The sequence below is a fragment of the Halanaerobiales bacterium genome (genome assembly GCA_035270125.1).
GTDB lineage: Bacteria > Bacillota > Halanaerobiia > Halanaerobiales > DATFIM01 > DATFIM01.
Map to the genome: position 1 here is coordinate 1 of DATFIM010000106.1, position 16,891 is coordinate 16,891.

The 16,891-nt window shown below is 31.0% G+C and carries 18 protein-coding genes; 1 reads left to right on the top strand and 17 read right to left on the bottom strand.

Annotated features, from left to right (window positions below; all coding sequences use genetic code 11):
- Window positions 1–16 precede the first annotated feature (16 nt).
- Window positions 17–1,129, top strand: coding sequence for a DUF362 domain-containing protein (locus VJ881_05585; protein HKL75520.1), 1,113 nt, complete (start codon window positions 17–19; stop codon window positions 1,127–1,129).
- Window positions 1,130–1,186: 57 nt separating this feature from the next.
- On the opposite strand, the gene VJ881_05590 is transcribed toward VJ881_05585, so the two are convergent.
- From VJ881_05590 to VJ881_05670, 17 genes are all read right to left on the bottom strand, one after another.
- Window positions 1,187–1,513: a phage holin family protein gene (locus VJ881_05590; protein HKL75521.1), complete on the bottom strand. Its 327-nt coding sequence runs from the start codon at window positions 1,511–1,513 to the stop codon at window positions 1,187–1,189.
- Window positions 1,514–1,544: 31 nt separating this feature from the next.
- Window positions 1,545–1,724 (bottom strand): hypothetical protein, encoded by a 180-nt coding sequence (locus tag VJ881_05595; protein HKL75522.1) that lies wholly within the window; start codon window positions 1,722–1,724, stop codon window positions 1,545–1,547.
- A 2-nt stretch (window positions 1,725–1,726) separates the two neighbouring features.
- Window positions 1,727–1,921 (bottom strand): DUF2892 domain-containing protein, encoded by a 195-nt coding sequence (locus tag VJ881_05600; GenBank protein ID HKL75523.1) that lies wholly within the window; start codon window positions 1,919–1,921, stop codon window positions 1,727–1,729.
- 15 nt (window positions 1,922–1,936) lie between these two features.
- On the bottom strand, window positions 1,937–2,428 hold the full coding sequence (locus tag VJ881_05605; GenBank protein ID HKL75524.1) for a GNAT family N-acetyltransferase: 492 nt from the start codon (window positions 2,426–2,428) through the stop codon (window positions 1,937–1,939).
- A gap of 23 nt (window positions 2,429–2,451) precedes the next feature.
- Entirely contained in the window at window positions 2,452–3,405 is a 954-nt protein-coding gene (locus VJ881_05610) for a 2-hydroxyacid dehydrogenase (protein ID HKL75525.1), read from the bottom strand.
- An 88-nt stretch (window positions 3,406–3,493) separates the two neighbouring features.
- Window positions 3,494–5,299 carry a translational GTPase TypA gene (typA, locus tag VJ881_05615; protein HKL75526.1) on the bottom strand — a complete coding sequence of 602 codons (1,806 nt, stop codon included), beginning with the start codon at window positions 5,297–5,299 and terminating at the stop codon, window positions 3,494–3,496.
- Between the two features lie 170 nt (window positions 5,300–5,469).
- Complete coding sequence (locus VJ881_05620) at window positions 5,470–6,390, bottom strand: beta-propeller fold lactonase family protein (protein HKL75527.1); 921 nt, start codon at window positions 6,388–6,390, stop codon at window positions 5,470–5,472.
- A gap of 177 nt (window positions 6,391–6,567) precedes the next feature.
- Window positions 6,568–7,494: a glycine betaine ABC transporter substrate-binding protein gene (locus VJ881_05625; GenBank protein HKL75528.1), complete on the bottom strand. Its 927-nt coding sequence runs from the start codon at window positions 7,492–7,494 to the stop codon at window positions 6,568–6,570.
- A gap of 30 nt (window positions 7,495–7,524) precedes the next feature.
- Window positions 7,525–8,322 (bottom strand): NAD(+) synthase, encoded by a 798-nt coding sequence (gene nadE / locus VJ881_05630; protein ID HKL75529.1) that lies wholly within the window; start codon window positions 8,320–8,322, stop codon window positions 7,525–7,527.
- 151 nt (window positions 8,323–8,473) lie between these two features.
- Window positions 8,474–9,712, bottom strand: a complete 1,239-nt coding sequence (locus tag VJ881_05635) for an MFS transporter (protein HKL75530.1) — start codon at window positions 9,710–9,712, stop codon at window positions 8,474–8,476.
- Window positions 9,713–9,730: 18 nt separating this feature from the next.
- Window positions 9,731–10,498, bottom strand: a complete 768-nt coding sequence (locus VJ881_05640; GenBank protein ID HKL75531.1) for an ABC transporter ATP-binding protein — start codon at window positions 10,496–10,498, stop codon at window positions 9,731–9,733.
- Entirely contained in the window at window positions 10,491–11,705 is a 1,215-nt protein-coding gene (locus VJ881_05645) for an ABC transporter permease (protein ID HKL75532.1), read from the bottom strand. The genes VJ881_05640 and VJ881_05645 overlap by 8 nt, the downstream gene beginning before the upstream one ends.
- Before the next feature lie 5 nt (window positions 11,706–11,710).
- Window positions 11,711–13,036 (bottom strand): efflux RND transporter periplasmic adaptor subunit, encoded by a 1,326-nt coding sequence (locus VJ881_05650; protein HKL75533.1) that lies wholly within the window; start codon window positions 13,034–13,036, stop codon window positions 11,711–11,713.
- A gap of 79 nt (window positions 13,037–13,115) precedes the next feature.
- Window positions 13,116–14,072: an MBL fold metallo-hydrolase gene (locus VJ881_05655; protein ID HKL75534.1), complete on the bottom strand. Its 957-nt coding sequence runs from the start codon at window positions 14,070–14,072 to the stop codon at window positions 13,116–13,118.
- An 87-nt stretch (window positions 14,073–14,159) separates the two neighbouring features.
- Window positions 14,160–15,338 carry a thiolase domain-containing protein gene (locus tag VJ881_05660; protein ID HKL75535.1) on the bottom strand — a complete coding sequence of 393 codons (1,179 nt, stop codon included), beginning with the start codon at window positions 15,336–15,338 and terminating at the stop codon, window positions 14,160–14,162.
- Window positions 15,339–15,360: 22 nt separating this feature from the next.
- Window positions 15,361–16,104: a 3-oxoacyl-ACP reductase FabG gene (fabG, locus tag VJ881_05665; GenBank protein HKL75536.1), complete on the bottom strand. Its 744-nt coding sequence runs from the start codon at window positions 16,102–16,104 to the stop codon at window positions 15,361–15,363.
- A 191-nt stretch (window positions 16,105–16,295) separates the two neighbouring features.
- The coding region (locus VJ881_05670; protein HKL75537.1) for a flavodoxin family protein at window positions 16,296–16,891 on the bottom strand (596 nt) is incomplete at its 5' end.

Below are 16,891 nucleotides of genomic sequence, written 5' to 3' on the forward strand. Positions count from 1 at the left end.
TAAAGGAGGGAAATTTATGGCAAGTAAAGTATATTTTGCAAACACAAGAGCAACAGGTCATAATTCAAGTATGATTGTTAAGCTTTATAAATTATTTGAAAAAGCAGGTTTTGATGAATTTATTGAAGAAGACGATATGACAGCTATAAAATTACATTTCGGTGAAAAAAATAACACAGCATTTATTCGACCAATTTATATTCGTAAATTAGTTGAAGCAATAAAAGAAGCAAAAGGAAAACCTTTTCTTACAGATGCCAATACACTTTATGTAGGAGAAAGAGCAAACTCAGTTGATCATTTAAATACAGCAATTGCTAATGGCTTTGGCTATTCCAGTGTAAAAGCTCCTCTAATAATTGCTGATGGTTTAACTGGTAAAAGTTATACAGAAGTAGAAGTTGATTTGAAAAATTTTGATTCAGTAAAAATAGGGGCTGATGCTTACCACGCCGATAGTTTAATTAGTGTAGCCCATTTCAAAGGTCATCAACTTACTGGATTTGGAGGAACTTTTAAAAATATTGGGATGGGACTTGGATCTCGTAGTGGAAAACAGATGATGCATTCTACTGTTTTACCAGAGATTGATGAAAATGAATGTATTAAATGTAAGGAATGTGTAAAATGGTGTCCGGAAGATGCAATTACAATAACTGATGAAAAGAGTGTAATTGATCATAATAAGTGCATAGGTTGTGGTGAATGTGTTACCACCTGTCCTACTGAAGCTATCTCTATTGAATGGGAAGCAAGTAGTGAGGGAGTAGAAGAAAGACAGGTTGAATTTACTTATGGTGTTCTCAAAAACAAGCTGGATAAAGCAGGATATATAAATTTTGTAGTAAATATTACACCTGATTGTGACTGTACTCCCTGGAGTGATGAACCAATTATTGAAGATATTGGGATTTTAGCATCTAAAGATCCAGTAGCAATTGAACAGGCTTCACTTGATCTGGTAAATGAACAGCCAGCTAAAAAAGGTGGGGTATTAAATGAATCTTTCCCTAAGGGAGATAATAAATTTAAAGCAATTCATCCTGATACTGATGGCGGAGTTAAACAAATAGAATATGGTGAAGAAATTGGACTTGGTTCAACAGATTATGAGCTAATTGAAATTTAATTAATATATTAATAAACAAAGGCCTGAGAAATTAAACTCAGGCCTTTTATATAATTATTATAATGCTTTATGAATCCATCCTGTTAAAAGTCCAAATACAATAGAACCAAAAATTGCTGTAAATATACCTGAAACTACAAACCCTGGAACTATTGCTGCACTTAGCATAAACATTAAACCATTTATCACAAAAATGAATAATCCTAAAGTTAAAATTGTAAGAGGCAAAGTCAATAATGTAAAAACTGGTTTAATAATTCCATTCACAACTCCAAGAATAAGTGCTGCAAAAAAACCTGCCCAAATTCCATTAACTGCAATCCCGGGTATTATAGCAGCAGTAATAAAAAGTCCTAACATTGAGATTATTAATCTTCCTAACATGTCTTTTTCCTCCTGTTTCTAATACATAAATTTAACTTCTATCATCCAAATCTGATGTTAACAATAAATAGCTAATAAATATTAAAATTGCAGCCACTATTAAAACTCCAGCAGTAAAAAGATCTCCCTGATATAATTTTAGACCTCCAATAAAGAAAAACACAAAACCTAAAACTATCATCACCAGGTATTGATTATTCTCATCTGCCACTTTTAGTCACCTCTTTTTTGGGTATCTATCCCTAGAAGTTTGTACAGTGGACAATAGTTAGCTAAACCAGTAAATAAAGGGATCACCCCTATTAAAGCAAAGTATTTAACATCTCCTTTAAGAAAAAAGAGTAAACTTAAAATAATAATTCCCAAAATAATTCTAATATACCTATCAACTTTACCTACATTTTTCATAATATCTCTCCTTCCTTAACTTTTAAAATCACCAGCAAGTTCTTGAAGAGATTTTCCAGTCAAACGATAAACAGTCCATTCATCCATAGCTTTAGCTCCCAATGATTCATAAAAGTCAATAGAAGACTTATTCCAATCTAAAACCCACCATTCCAAACGGCCACAATCTCTTTTAACTGTCAGATCAGCCAAAAAAGCAAGAAGTTTTTTTCCAAATCCATTACCTCTATATTCTGGTTTTACATAAAGATCTTCAAGATAAATCCCTGGTTTTCCTAAAAACGTAGAAAAATTATGAAAAAACAAAGCAAAACCAACAGGTTTATCCTTATATTCCGCAATTATTACTTCAGCCATTTCTCGATCAAAAAGAGATTCTTCTAAAGTCTCTTCATCTGCAATTACTTCATCTAAAAGTTCTTCATAATCTGCTAATTCTTTTATGAATTTTAATACAAGTTCAGTATCTTTTCTTTGGGCAAATCTTATATTGAAATCATCATTCATAATAAAATCCTCCTCAAATTATATTATACAATTTGATTAATTGTATCACCTTTTTCCCAGGAAATTATATTGGATAATACAATATCTGCTCTTTTAGCAAAAGCTTCAGGTGTTGCAAAAGCAACATGAGGAGTTAATACTGTATTTTTAGCATTAACAAGTGGATGCTTTTCTGGAATAGGAGGTTCCATTTCAAATACATCTACTCCAGCACCTGCAATTTTTTCATCATTTAAAGCATCAGCTAGGGCTTCACTATCAACAATAGGGCCTCGGGCTGTATTTATAAAAATAGCTGATTCTTTCATTCTATTAATTAAATTGGCATCAATCATACCTTCAGTTTCAGGAGTATGGGGTACATGAAGAGAAATAATATCACTTTTTTCAAAAAGTTCTTCAATACTTAGATATTCAATTCCCAATTCTTTTGCCTTTTGTGATTCACTTCTACTATAAGCTATCAAATCACAGCCAAAAGCTTTACCAATTTCAGCTACTCTTGTTCCAATACTTCCTGTACCAATTATACCAAGAGTTTTGCCATGAATTTCATTACCTATTAGTCCACTCCTTGTTTTACCATTTCTAACTGCATTATCACATTTATTCATATTTCTCATTACATTAACCATAAGTCCTATAGCTAATTCAGCAACTGAATGAGTAGAATAACCAGGAGCATTTGAAACAACAATATCGTTTTCTTTACAGGCATTAAGATCAATATGATCAACTCCTGTAAAAGCAACAGAAATCATTTTTAACTCAGGCAGAGAGTTTATTACATTTTTAGAAATTGGTAAATTAGTAATTATAATTACATCTGCATCTTTTGCTCTCTCAATAATCTTTTCATCTTTCTCTACCCTTTTATCATAAGCTTTAAATTCATGTCCCTTTTCTTCTAATTTTGATCTAAATTCATCTAATTTATTATCAGAAATTGCAAGTGCTTCTAGCAAAACAATTTTCATAATACCCCTCCAATTTTTTATAATTTACTTTTTCTTATATTATTATAATAATTCGTTAATAAAAATTATTATCCTGCAATAAAGTGTTCTATTTTTGTTTTTTGCGGCGCATTTTTTCATTTAAAATTTTCTTTCTCATTCTAATTGCTTCAGGTGTAACTTCTACTAATTCATCATCATCTATAAATTCAAGAGCATCTTCAAGATCCATTTTTTTAGCAGGAGGTAATTTTAATGCATCATCAGAACCTGCTGCCCTTACATTTGTTAATTTTTTATTTTTACAGGGATTAACAGCAAGATCATTTTCGCGATTATTAACTCCAATGATCATCCCCTCATAAACTTCAGTACCTGGTTCAATAAACAGGGTCCCTCTTTCCGTTAAATTAGAAAGTGCATACGCCATAGCAGTTCCATCATTCCCAGAAACTAATACACCATTACTCCTTTTAGGCACCTCTCCCTTGTGTTGCTCATATTTATCAAAAGAGCGAACTATAGTTCCTTCTCCACTGGTATCATTTATAAATTCACTTCTATATCCAATTAGTCCTCTGGTAGGAACAAGGTATTCAAGCTCTACATATCCATTTTCAGCCTGCATTGACTGCATCATACCTCTTCTTTTATTTAATTTTTCAATTACTGTACCCGAGTATTCTTCTGGAACATCTACTAACACTCTCTCTACAGGTTCATTTAATTTCCCATCAATTCTTTTCATCAATACTTCTGGTTTGGAAACTGCTACTTCATAACCTTCTCTTCTCATATTTTCCAAAAGAACTGAAAGATGCAGTTCACCTCTTCCAGAAACTTTGAAGGCTTCCTTATTTTCAGTTTTTTCCACTCTTAAGCCAACATTCACTTCTAATTCTCTATCAAGTCTTGCCTTAAGATGCCGGGTAGTCAAATAATCACCTTCCTGGCCGGCAAAAGGTGAATCATTAACCTGAAAATCCATGGATAAAGTAGGTTCTTCAATGTCAATTGTTGGTAAAGGATCGACTTTTCCTGGTTCACAAAGTGTTTCTCCTATGGATATGTCTGGCATACCTGCCACTGATACTATATCTCCACTCTCAGCTTCATCTACAGCTATTTGTTTTAAACCTTCATAAACTGATAGTTTAGTTATTTTTCCCTTTTTAATTGAGCCATCTCTTTTTGATATTGCAACTTTCTGTCCATCTTTGATTTTCCCCTGATGGACGCGTCCAATACCTATCCTTCCTAAATAATCATCATAAGCCAGATCATAAACTTGCATCTGTAGATCTTTATTATTTTTATCAGGATAACTTTTCACATTATTTATTATTGTATCAAAAAGTGGCCCAAGATCTTCACTTTCTTCATTAATTTCATTTTTAGCAATACCTTCTGTAGCAACTCCATAAATAACTGGAAATTCTAATTGTTCATCATTTGCATGAAGATCTATAAAAAGATCTAAAATCATATCTTTCACTTCTTCAGGTCTAGCATTATTTTTATCAATTTTATTTATTAATACTATCGGATTTAAATCCATTTCAAGTGATTTCTGTAAAACAAAACGAGTTTGAGGCATAGGTCCTTCAGTTGCATCAACCAATAAAATTGCTGAATCAACAGCTCTTATAACTCTTTCTACTTCTGAAGAAAAGTCTGCATGCCCTGGTGTATCTACAATATTAATTTTATATCCATCATGTTCTATTGCACAGTTTTTGGAATAAATAGTTATTCCTCTTTCTCTTTCTAAATCATCAGTATCCATCACACAATCCACAACATCCTCATTTTCTCTAAAAATCCCACTTTGATTTAATAAAGCATCAACTAAAGTTGATTTACCTGCATCAACATGGGCGATTATTGCAAGATTAATTATTTCTTTTTCTCTCATTATATCTTTCCTTTCCTTTTTTAAAAAATATCTCTATTTAAAATAAATCCATTATTACAGCAAAAACCCTGATTATAGCTATAATCAGGGTTGATTATCTATGCTATTTAATTATTATTTTTTACTAGCTTATTCAAGTCTAACACAATTCAGCATTTTATGTCAAAAAATTATTTTTTTAAATAAGCAATTCCATCTGGATGAATACCTACATCTATTCTCTTTTCTTCTTCTTTTAGAGTTTCAACATTTATTATTGAAATATCATTAGTTTTATTATTTGCTACATAAGCATAAGAACCATCTTCATTAAACACAGTACCTCCAGGCCAGATACCTACTGGTATTCTTTTGATTTCCCAGGGAATTAACTCTCCTTTTAATTTATGTTTTGTATCAATTACAGAAAGATCTCCAGATTCTCTATTGGGGATAAAGGCATAACGTCCATCAGGTGAAAATACTATTCGGATTGGTACATCTCCTAATCTTCTTTTATGTAAAATACTATAATCTTCAATATCAATTACAAATAAAGTATTATCTTTTTGATTGGCCACATATAGATTTTTGCCTACTGGATCAGCAGCTACCCCCTCAGGGCCACCTCCTACAGGAAAATGATTAATAATTTTCTCCTTTTCTACATTAATCACTGTAATATTATCACTGCCAATATTAGGAACATAAATAAACTTTCCATCATGAGAAAAAGAAATCATATGAGATTTATCCTGATAGGTAGGAAATTTATTTATTATTTCATCACTCTTAGTATCTATTACAAAAATCATTTCACTATAAGTAGAAGCTAAATAAAGTTTTTCACCATCTGGAGTAATATCCATTCCATGGGGAAAATCAAAATCTTTATCTTCGATTCTTTTTATAACTTCAAATTCTTCATTATCAATTACATCTACCACATTACCTAAAGAACAGCTAACATAAGTTTTTTGGCCATCTTTACTAACTACTATTTCATGAGGATTACGATCTACCTCAATTCTCTTAATCTCTTTTCTTTTTATAGGATCAACTATAGATACTGTATCTTCATCTTTATTAAGTACAATTAAATACTCATTCATTATTTTAAAACCCTCCTAATTTTTTTCAATCATTCTTTTTACTGGTTTATATAAAAAAAGTAAAATTTAATACTTTATGATATTATATCATTATAGTAATTTTTTAGCAAAAAGAAGAACCCTCACTTAGTTGTGAGGGCTTAATTATAAATTTCAAAAAATATAATTTACTATTTTTTACTCTATACCTAATTCTTCCTTCAATACATTATATGCATCCTGACCATCTTTAGTTTCTACCATACTCAACCATCTTCTAACTTCAATAATATTATTACTAAGCCATTCTCTCGCAACTTCTTCGCCATCACGTTCATTATATCCAATTTCATAAATCCATTTATCATTATCTTCTACATTAACTCTAAATTGCTGCAAAAATCTATATACCTGGGGATAGTCATCTTCAAACCCTTTTCGGACAAGAGTATCTACCCAGGAATAAGGACTTTCCCATAATCTCTTAGGATCTTCTAAATATTTTAAATTATAAGCAGAGTTCATCCAGTGAGGTCTCCACCCAGCAAAAACTATCCAATCTTTATTATCAATTGATTTTTCAATTTGAGCCATCATCGCACTCTGACTACTATTTATTATTGACCAGTCACCTAATCCATAAATATTATTTTCTTTGGCTTCATTCATTTTTTTACTTGAAGCCCAACCATTAGGACCTACATAAATTTTTTTATCAAATTTTTCAGGATATTTTTGAAGATCTGCCTGAGTTTTAACTCCTTCTTCCCAGACATATTGAGGAACTGCTAAAGTATATAATCCTTCTGTCATATTCTGAGTTACATAATCATAATCACCTTTATATTTTTCCCTCATATCTAAAATTTGAGGCATCCAGGAACCTAAATGAATATCTACATCCCCTTGTGTTAATCCCTGATGAATTAAAGGATCTCGTGCTGTCATTCTTTCAACTTCATAACCCATACTTTCAATTATAACTTCAACTACAGAATTTTTAGCTCTTATACCTGGCCAATCCCCTTCACCAAGAGTAATAGTATCATCCTGGGCCATAGTATTACCACTCAACAATCCAATCATCAAAAAAACCGCAATTAAAGCTAATAATGTTTTTTTCATTTAAAAACCTCCTTTTGAGATTTTAAATTACTACTTATTAGTAAAAACAGGAATATCTTCTTTATTTTTTGCCTCAGAAACTAAATATTTAACTAAATTAACTTCCTTATTATCAAACTCATTTAATTTTTTTCCACCATTTAAAGCTTTATATATTTTTTCAAGTTTATCATAACTTATACCTATATCTTCTTCATCAGTTTCTCCACCTCTTAATCCTCCACTGGGAGGTCTTTCAATAATTTCTTCTGGTACTCCAACTTCTCGAGCTAAATTCCAGACTTCTGATTTAAATAAATCACCTAAAGGTCTTAAGTCAGTCGCATTATCACCATTATTTGTATAATACCCTGTAATTATTTCACTCTTATTAGAAGTACCCATTACTACATAATTATATTTTTCTGCAACATAATGAAGGGCTATCATCCTTAATCTTGGCTTCATATTATGAGCCGCATGATTATCTACATCTTTAGCTTTAACTCCAGTTTGGGGCCATTCATTGCGATCAGCCTCTTCAATTTCTAATTCTAGATCATTAAGTTTAGAAAAAACATCCATATAAGATTTATAAACTTTTTCCAGATTTAACTTAACTGTGTCTATTTCAAATTTTTCTGCAGTCATTTTAGCATATTTGTCATCTTTACTAATACTACCATCACAGGGCAATAATAATCCTAAAGAATTATCACCAAATGCTTTTTTGATAAGTCCTGCTATTACTGCAGAATCAACTCCTCCACTCAGACCAACAACAGCTCCTTTGGCATCTCTTTCTTTAACTTTTTGCTGCATCCAGTTTGAAATCTTATCACTTAGCACTAAAAATTCCTCCCTCACTATTTTTTAATTGCTACATTAACATCATTAAAATTATAGGTAATAAAAGTAATGATGTCAAATAATGAGAGAGGATTAGCTCTATAATACTCTTTTTTTCGCTTATATTTTTCTATATTTACCCTTGTTTGTATTAATCATGATTATATTTCAACTTTTCTTTTCCCATAAGATAAAATGCTGTTAACATAACTACAGAAACAAGTATAAAGGTAAATAAATAACCGAGATAATCTATAAATATTCCACCTAAAAGTGGTAGCAAAACAACCATAAAATTTAATGTACCTCTGATACCAAGATATACCGTTCTTCTATCATCAGGGGCAATATTAAGTAAATATGGTTCAAAACCAACTTTTCGACCACTCTTTAAAAACCCTATCATGAAGAAAATAACTACAAAAACTTCCGGCCCAGCCGGGGTTATAGCTAATGCAATTAGAGGAATAAGTCCACCTCCTAAAATACAAATCCTGACAACCTTTTTTGAATTAAATCTATCAGAAATATAACCCCAGAGTAAATTCGATAAAACAGTTCCAGCTATTTGATATAAAAGATATTTGCCTATGTAACTTGCACCAATTTTAAATGTTTCCCGAGCATAAACTATATAAAAAGGAAGTAACATTCTGCTAAAACTCGCCATATTTTCCACAATTATATATTGAATAAAGTTATTATCTGCTTTTAAGATATTGGGTACTTTTTTAATATACTCTTTAAGAGATAATATATCCTCATCCTTATTTTCTGAAGGAGGTTCATCTATAAACCAAAATGCTATTGAAGCTATAATTAAACCACTAAATCCAATAAATAAAGTTAAAGAGTAATTAAGTGGAAAATTGAAACTATTACCTGAAAATATATTCTGAACAACCATTCCACCTAAAAAAGCTGCTAAACTAGCAGCAAATTGTTTACTTGCATATAATTTTCCTCTATCTTCTTTTCTTACAGTTTTACCAACTATCTCACTATAGGACATACCGGCAAATCCACCGCTAAGTGAAAAAAGAAGCACCCAGAAAAAGAAACTGATAATTACTAATTTAGGATTGTCAGCTCCAAAAAAATAAGTAAATGCAGCCATCCCAAAAAAAGAAAAAGCTCTAAGATATATTCCGCCTATTAAAAATTTTTTTCTATAATCATAAGAATTCATATAATGACTAAAAACTATATTAAATAATTTGGGAGCACCTAACATTATTGAATATAAAAGGCCAAATATAATCTTAGAATCAACTAAAGTAGAAATAAGAGAAGGAAAAACAGTATTGAAATCTATCATTGACATTGTTAAAGTAAGAAAGAATCCATGCCAGATAAAAATACCATATGATTTTTTTAATTGATTATTCATTAATAAAACCCCTTATTTTTAGTCAACATTAACACCCTGTAATTCTCTACAATAGACTGGTGCAAGTTCCTGCCATTCTTCGTTTTCACCTTTTTTCCCTTTATAAATATCTCTATCTATATTTCCATCTATCATTTCTATAACACGATCTGACTTAGCAGCCAGATGACGGTCATGAGTCACAATGACAAAAGTTGTATTTAATTCTTCATTTATATTTCTTAATAAATTATATACTTTCATAGTAGTTTCACTATCAAGATTACCTGTAGGCTCATCAGCCATTAGTATTGCAGGTTTATTCATCAAAGCTCTGGCAACTGCTACTCTCTGCTTTTGTCCTCCTGATAATTTTGTTATTAATTTTTCTTCAAAACCTTTTAACCCAACTAAATCAAGGAGTTCATAAGCTCTTTCTTTAAAATCATCTACAGCTGTTCCTTTTTCAATCCAACTGGGCATCATCACATTTTCAACAGCACTAAATTCAGGTAAAAGATGATGAAATTGAAAAACAAAGCCTATATTTTTATTTCTAAAAGAAGCCAGTTTATCTTCATCAAAGTCACTTATATCTTCTCCATTAATAGTTATTTGGCCTGAAGTAGCAGTATCAAGAGTACCTAATATATTAAGTAAGGTACTTTTACCTGACCCAGAAGGACCTATTATTGATACAAATTCTCCCTCTTTGATAGCAAGAGAAAATCCATGTAAAACTTCATTTTTTATTTCTTGACCATAAACTTTTATAATATTTTTTATTTCTATTAATTCATTAGGCACTTCTAATCACCTCTATCGGACTTAATTTAGCTGAATTCCGCGCTGGAATAAGAGCAGCTATCATCCCGGCCATAGTTGCAATAAAAATAGAAAGCATTATAAATAAAGGTTCTATTTGAACAGGAAATAGCGGGTCTCCATCTGCTGTTCTTATTAAACTAACAAATAATTGACTTAATCCAATTCCACTTAAACTCCCTAAAATTGATCCAATAACCCCAAGAATAGCTCCCTGTAACAAAAATACTAAAGCTACACTGCGATTAGTTGCTCCCATTGCTTTTAAAATCCCAATCTGTCGAGATTTTTGCACAACAGAAACTGCCAAAACACTGGCAATACCAAGAGTTACAGCAATTATTACAAATACCTGGATTACAATACTTGAACTACTTTGACTCTGCAAAGCAGTTAAAAGCTGCTGATTATTTTTTTGCCAATTTTCAGCCTTTATTCCATCTATTTCATCATTAAGATTTGATGCAATTTTATCAGCTTCAAAAACTTCTTTGACCTGTAATTCAATACTGGAAATTTTATTTTCAATTCCAAGAAAAGTACCTGCTCTCTGCTGGCTCATAAATATCCAGCTTTTATTTAATTCTCCTGATTTTAAATCAAAAATTCCACTTACTACAAAGCGATCAGTTACTTCTCCTGCACTTCTAATCTGCAGAGAATCACCTGGTACTAACTCCAATTCCTCAGCTAACTCAACTCCAATTAAAATAGAGTTCCCACTAATATCTTTTTTACCTTCAACTATTCTATTTTTAATATTATAGATTCTATCAGCTCTATCAAGTTCTACTCCCCTTAAAATAACAGATTGATTATTAGAACCTCTGATAGCAAATCCTGAACCTTCAATTACAGGAGAAACTGCTGTTAAATCTTGATTTCTATCAAGATTTTCTATTTTTTCCCTCCATCTTTTTATTCCTTCTTCTGTACCACTGTAAGTTATAATTCTAGTTATGTCATGGTCAGTTACTAACACAGGCCTGGGAGTCTGATCTTCACCTAAAATTGTAATGTGAGGAGAGTTTCCAACGGTTTGATTAACTAAATCTTTTTGTAACCCCCCTATTAAAGAACCAAGAAAAGTTTGAACTGCAACTCCTATTATAATTCCAAGTAAAATCAAAAATGTTTGTGTTTTTCCAGACTTCAAAAATCTCCATGCCATTTTTATTTCGAATTTCATTTTTATCACCCTTCAATATTAATCTTTTTACTTTTTTCAGCATCCTCCGGGCTTATAATTATATCTCCTTTTTCTAATCCACTTTTTATCTCAATTTTTCCTTCATTATATTCACCAGTTTCAACTTCAACTAATTCAGCTTTATTATCCTGATTATAAAAATAGACTTGATTTTCATTAACTAAATATTTTTCAGGAATATAAATTTTATTTGCATCTATTTCATCATTTAAAATATCAACTGATACAGTCATATTATAAACTAAATCAGCTACATTTTCTATTGGTTTATAATAAACATCAATTGTCCCTTTCTGGCTGTCTACACTAGGAGATATTTTTGTTAACTTTGCTTCTATTTTTTTATCTGGATAAGCTTCAGGAGAAACATAGGCTATTTTATTTTCTTTTAAAAGACCGATTTCTCTTTCGTCTGGACTAATTTTTATGAGTAGAGTATTAGAAGCTATTTCAAAAAGGTTTTCAGCCGGTTGTACATATTCTCCCTTTTCAACAAATTTTTCTTTTATAATACCTTCAATCGGAGATTTAATATAATAATCCTCATTTTTTTCCAGTGCTCTTTCATGAGCTACTTCAGTTTCTTTTAAAGACTTTTGAGTGATTTCATAATTTTTTTCTGCATTAAGATATTTTTTCTCTGCAAGGATTAAGTTTTTTTCTCTTTCTCTTATATTATTATCAATTTCTCTTTTTCTATCTTCAATTTTTTGTTTGGCTAAATTTAATTTATTTTTCAAAATTTTTACCTGATATTCCTGGTCTTCTATTTTAGATTCTTCAATAGCTTCTTTTTCAAGTAAATTGTTATATTTTTTTAGTTTGTTTTTACCTTCTTCTAAATTTATTTCTGCCTGCTCAATTTCAAATTTATAACTTTCAATTGAAGTATTTTTAGAATTTTCTAGCTGAGTTTTTGCTAATTCCAAAGAAGCTTTTGCTTCTTCCATCGAAATTTTTGCCTGTTCTACAGATAACTTTGCTCTATCTTTTTGTACTTTTAAATTCTTTATTTCATTTGCAATAAGTTTATTGTCATAACTTAAAATTTCTTCTCCAGCTTTTACTTTTTCACCTTCATCAAAATTAACTTCCACTATTTTTCCTGATATTGAAGATTTTACATCAATTATTTTATCAGGAACCACAGTTCCTGTGGCTCTCAGGATTGTGTTGTCAATATTTTTTTCAACTTTTAGATAATCAATTTTATCTTCTGCAACTGAATTATCATAAATGAAAAAATAATAACTAGCTATAAGAAAAATTACTAAAATAACTGCCAGCAAAACTTTAGAATATTTTTTCACTATTTTCACCTCCATAAAACTTTAGTTATTTAAATATTATAATAAATAATAATAAATTTATATAAATTAGATTACAAATTTAGAATTCATTTATTTTTAAACTATCATCTTCATACTTTATAGTTGAGCCAGCATTATTATGAAAAAAGATTTCTTTTCCTAATTCCCGTGATAATTTGCATCCACTCACCAGCCCAGTACAATGAGAAACTCCTATTTTTTTTACATCCATTCTTTTTATTTCATTAATAGTTGAATTCATCCGCTGTTCACTAGCATTAGCAGTATGGGTTCCACCTATTACCATATAAATATCATCTATGCCAGTTATTTCCCTAGCATAATTTATAGTGTTAATAATTCCACGATGGGCACAACCTAAAATAATAATTAATCCCAAATCAGTTTTTATAAATATTGCCTGGTCATCTATCAATTCTTTATCTTTAACAAATTTATCTCCATTTGTTTTAAATCCTAGTTCATTTTCTTCTTTTATAATCTTTTCTTCATCAAAATCTTTTTTATTAAATTTAAGATAAAAACCTTCTCCTATTTTTTCAAAATTATTTTTCATTGGTATTTCTCCACTAACTACAATACCATCAGTTATCCAGCTTGGTTCTTTTGACACCTTGAATTTTGCTCCATATTTCTCTAATTCTTCTCTAGTAAAAGGAAGCCCAAAACTACCAATGTTTTTTATATATTGAGATTTTAAAGCAGCAGGATGAGTAATTATTTTCATATTTTTACTTTCATCTTTTCGATTCATTTTCCTTAAAAAATTTCTAAGTCCACCAGTATGATCTTTATGTCCATGACTTAATACTAATAAATCTATATTGGCTGGATTAACATTCATTACTTCCATATTATTAACTAAAACCTGAGAATTACCTGCTCCTGTATCAAAAAGTATTTTCTTTCCATTTATATTAAGATATATACTCAAACCCCATTCAGCCATAATAAAAGGATTAGCTGAAGTATTATCTATCAAAGTTTTAATAGTAATATTTTTCATATTTATCATCTTTAAACCCTCCATTTTTTAAAGTTTAAATAAATAAACTCGTCCCAAAAAATATATAGGACGAGTCTATAATAATAAAAATGCTAATTATTTTTTAAAGACTAAGGCATAATTACTGGCAGCACTACCTCCAATATTAAAGGTAATACCTGTCTTAGCACCTTCTATTTGATGACCAATTGCATTTCCCATAAGCTGTCTGGCAGCCAGAACTGCCATAGAAACTCCGGTAGCACCAACAGGATGACCTTTTGCTTTTAAGCCACCTGAAGCATTAACAGGTGTTTTACCTCCAACTTCTACAATCCCTTCACCTAATATTTCTCCACCTTTTCCATCTTCTGCTAAACCCAAAGCCTCATATGCAAGTAATTCTGCAATAGTAAAGCAATCATGAACTTCCGCAAAATCAAGATCATCAACTGAGATATTAGCTTCTTCATAAGCTTTTTCTATTGCCTTTTTACCTGCTACAAATTCTGAATTTGATCTTTTATCTAAGGCTAAATAATCACTTGTTTGTACCAATGATGCAATCTCTACAGAATTATCACTGATTTTTTTAGCTTTATCAGTTCTGGTTAATACTAAAGCAGCAGCTCCATCTGTAATCAGAGAACAATCATATAATCTAAGAGGGGGAGCAATCATTGGATTTTTATCATCCGGCAGGTCAAGAATTTCCTGATAATCACAATCCCAGGGCATCTGAGCTAATGGATTTTCCAGTGCATTTTGATGATTTTTAGCAGCTATTTTAGCAAGATTTTCTCTTAATTCATCTTCTTCAAAACCATATCTTTTTTTATATCCTTTAGCATACTCAGCAAAAAGTCCAGGAAAAGTCATTCCGTTTGCCCCTTCTTCTTCCCAATAAGAGGCCATTGCCAGGACTTTTGTTACTCCTTTAGTATCAAGAGAAGTCATTTTTTCAGCACCAATTACTAAAGCATAATCCACTTCTCCTGCTTCTAGAGCATTTTTTGCTTCTCTAATAGCGGCTGAACCTGATGCACAGGCATTTTCTACTCTTGTAGCGGGAGTAAATCGAAGCTCAGGATCTATATTAAGTGCATATGGAGCCAGATGTTCCTGATCATTAAAACCTCCAGCACTAAAATTACCAAGCCAGATTCCACCAATTTTTTCTGCATCTACTTTAGAATCTTCTAAAGCCCTTTTTCCAGTTTCTTCAACAAGATCATAAATACTTTTATCAAGCCTTCCAAACTCTGTATGTGAAGTACCTATTATACTTACAGACACTATATCACTCCTTTTTATATTTTTATCCTAAGACTAAGCCACCATCAACACTTAAAATTTCTCCATTTACATAGGCTGCTTCATCTGAAGCCAGGAATAAATATGCATTAGCAATATCTTCTACTTCTCCTAATCTTTTCATTGGAGTCTTATCCTTAAACTTATCCAAAATTTTATCTGGCACACTTTCCATCATATCAGTATTAGTATAACCAGGTGCCACTGCATTAACTCTTACGCCTTTAGGTGCCAACTCTTTTGCCCAGGTTTTTGTTAGGCCTATTACACCAAACTTAGTTGCAGCATAATTAGTTTGACCAACGTTACCATAAAGTCCTACAACTGATGAAGCATTGAGAATAACTCCTTCTCCCTGTTCCATCATTTGATCTGCTGCAAATTTACTACAATTAAATACCCCTTTTAAATTAATATCAATAACTTTATCCCACTGCTCTTCATCCATTTTAGCTAAAAAACCATCTGCAGTAATCCCTGCATTATTAACTAAAATATCCAATTTCCCAAATTTTTCAACTGTTTTTTTGATTAAATTTTTAGCACTATCAATATTAGATACGTCAACCTCTATAAAAGTAGCTCTTCCATATTCATCATTAATTTCTTCTGCACTTTCTTTGCCATTTTTCACATCATAATCAGCAATAACTACTTCTGCTCCTTCTCTTGCAAAAAATTCAGCTGTTTTTTTACCTATTCCATTGGCTGCTCCCGTAACAATTGCAACTTTGTCTTTTAATCTCATTAATATTCCTCCTATTAAAATATTTTTAATTTAATTTTTTCTATAATCTCAATTAGAATCACATAATAATTGTAAAATAATAAAGTTTCAAAATAGTTACACATGGAAAACTATTTAATGAAATAAAAAAAGACAGCCTTATAAATTTAAGACTGCCTCTCATATCTTCATTTTACTCTTTTAATATTAATTTAAATAAATCTTTTAGCAAGTTTCTTAGCCATTTTCACAGCTTTTTCATCATCTTTAATCCTTCTAAAACCTTCTGGTCCCTCCATAGTACCTACTACCATATTAGGTTCTGATTCAGGACGCGAAGCAACTCCTACAACTTTCATACCATGAGTTAAGGCAAAGCGATTTATGTTTTCAATTGTACTCTGACCACCACCATGAGTAAGCCCTGAACTGGTAATTGCTCCAGCTAGTTTATCTTTTAAAGCATGATCTCGCATTTTTAGGTAACGACTTCTGTCCATTAAATTTTTCATATAGGCAGTTACACTACCAAAATAAGAAGGTGAGGCAAAAATAATTGCATCTGCTTCTTCCATCTTATCACCTATTTCATAAAGATCATCATCTTTTATAATACATTCTTTTTTCTTTAGACAATCATTACAACCCTGGCAAAATTTCAATTCATAATCAGCTATATGAATAATTTCAGTCTCTACATTTTCCCCTTCTTCTTCAGCTGTTTCAAGTGTTTTCTCAAGAAGATAATATGTTCCTCTTTTGACCGGACTACCAGAAATCCCCAGTATTTTCATTAATAAAACCTCCT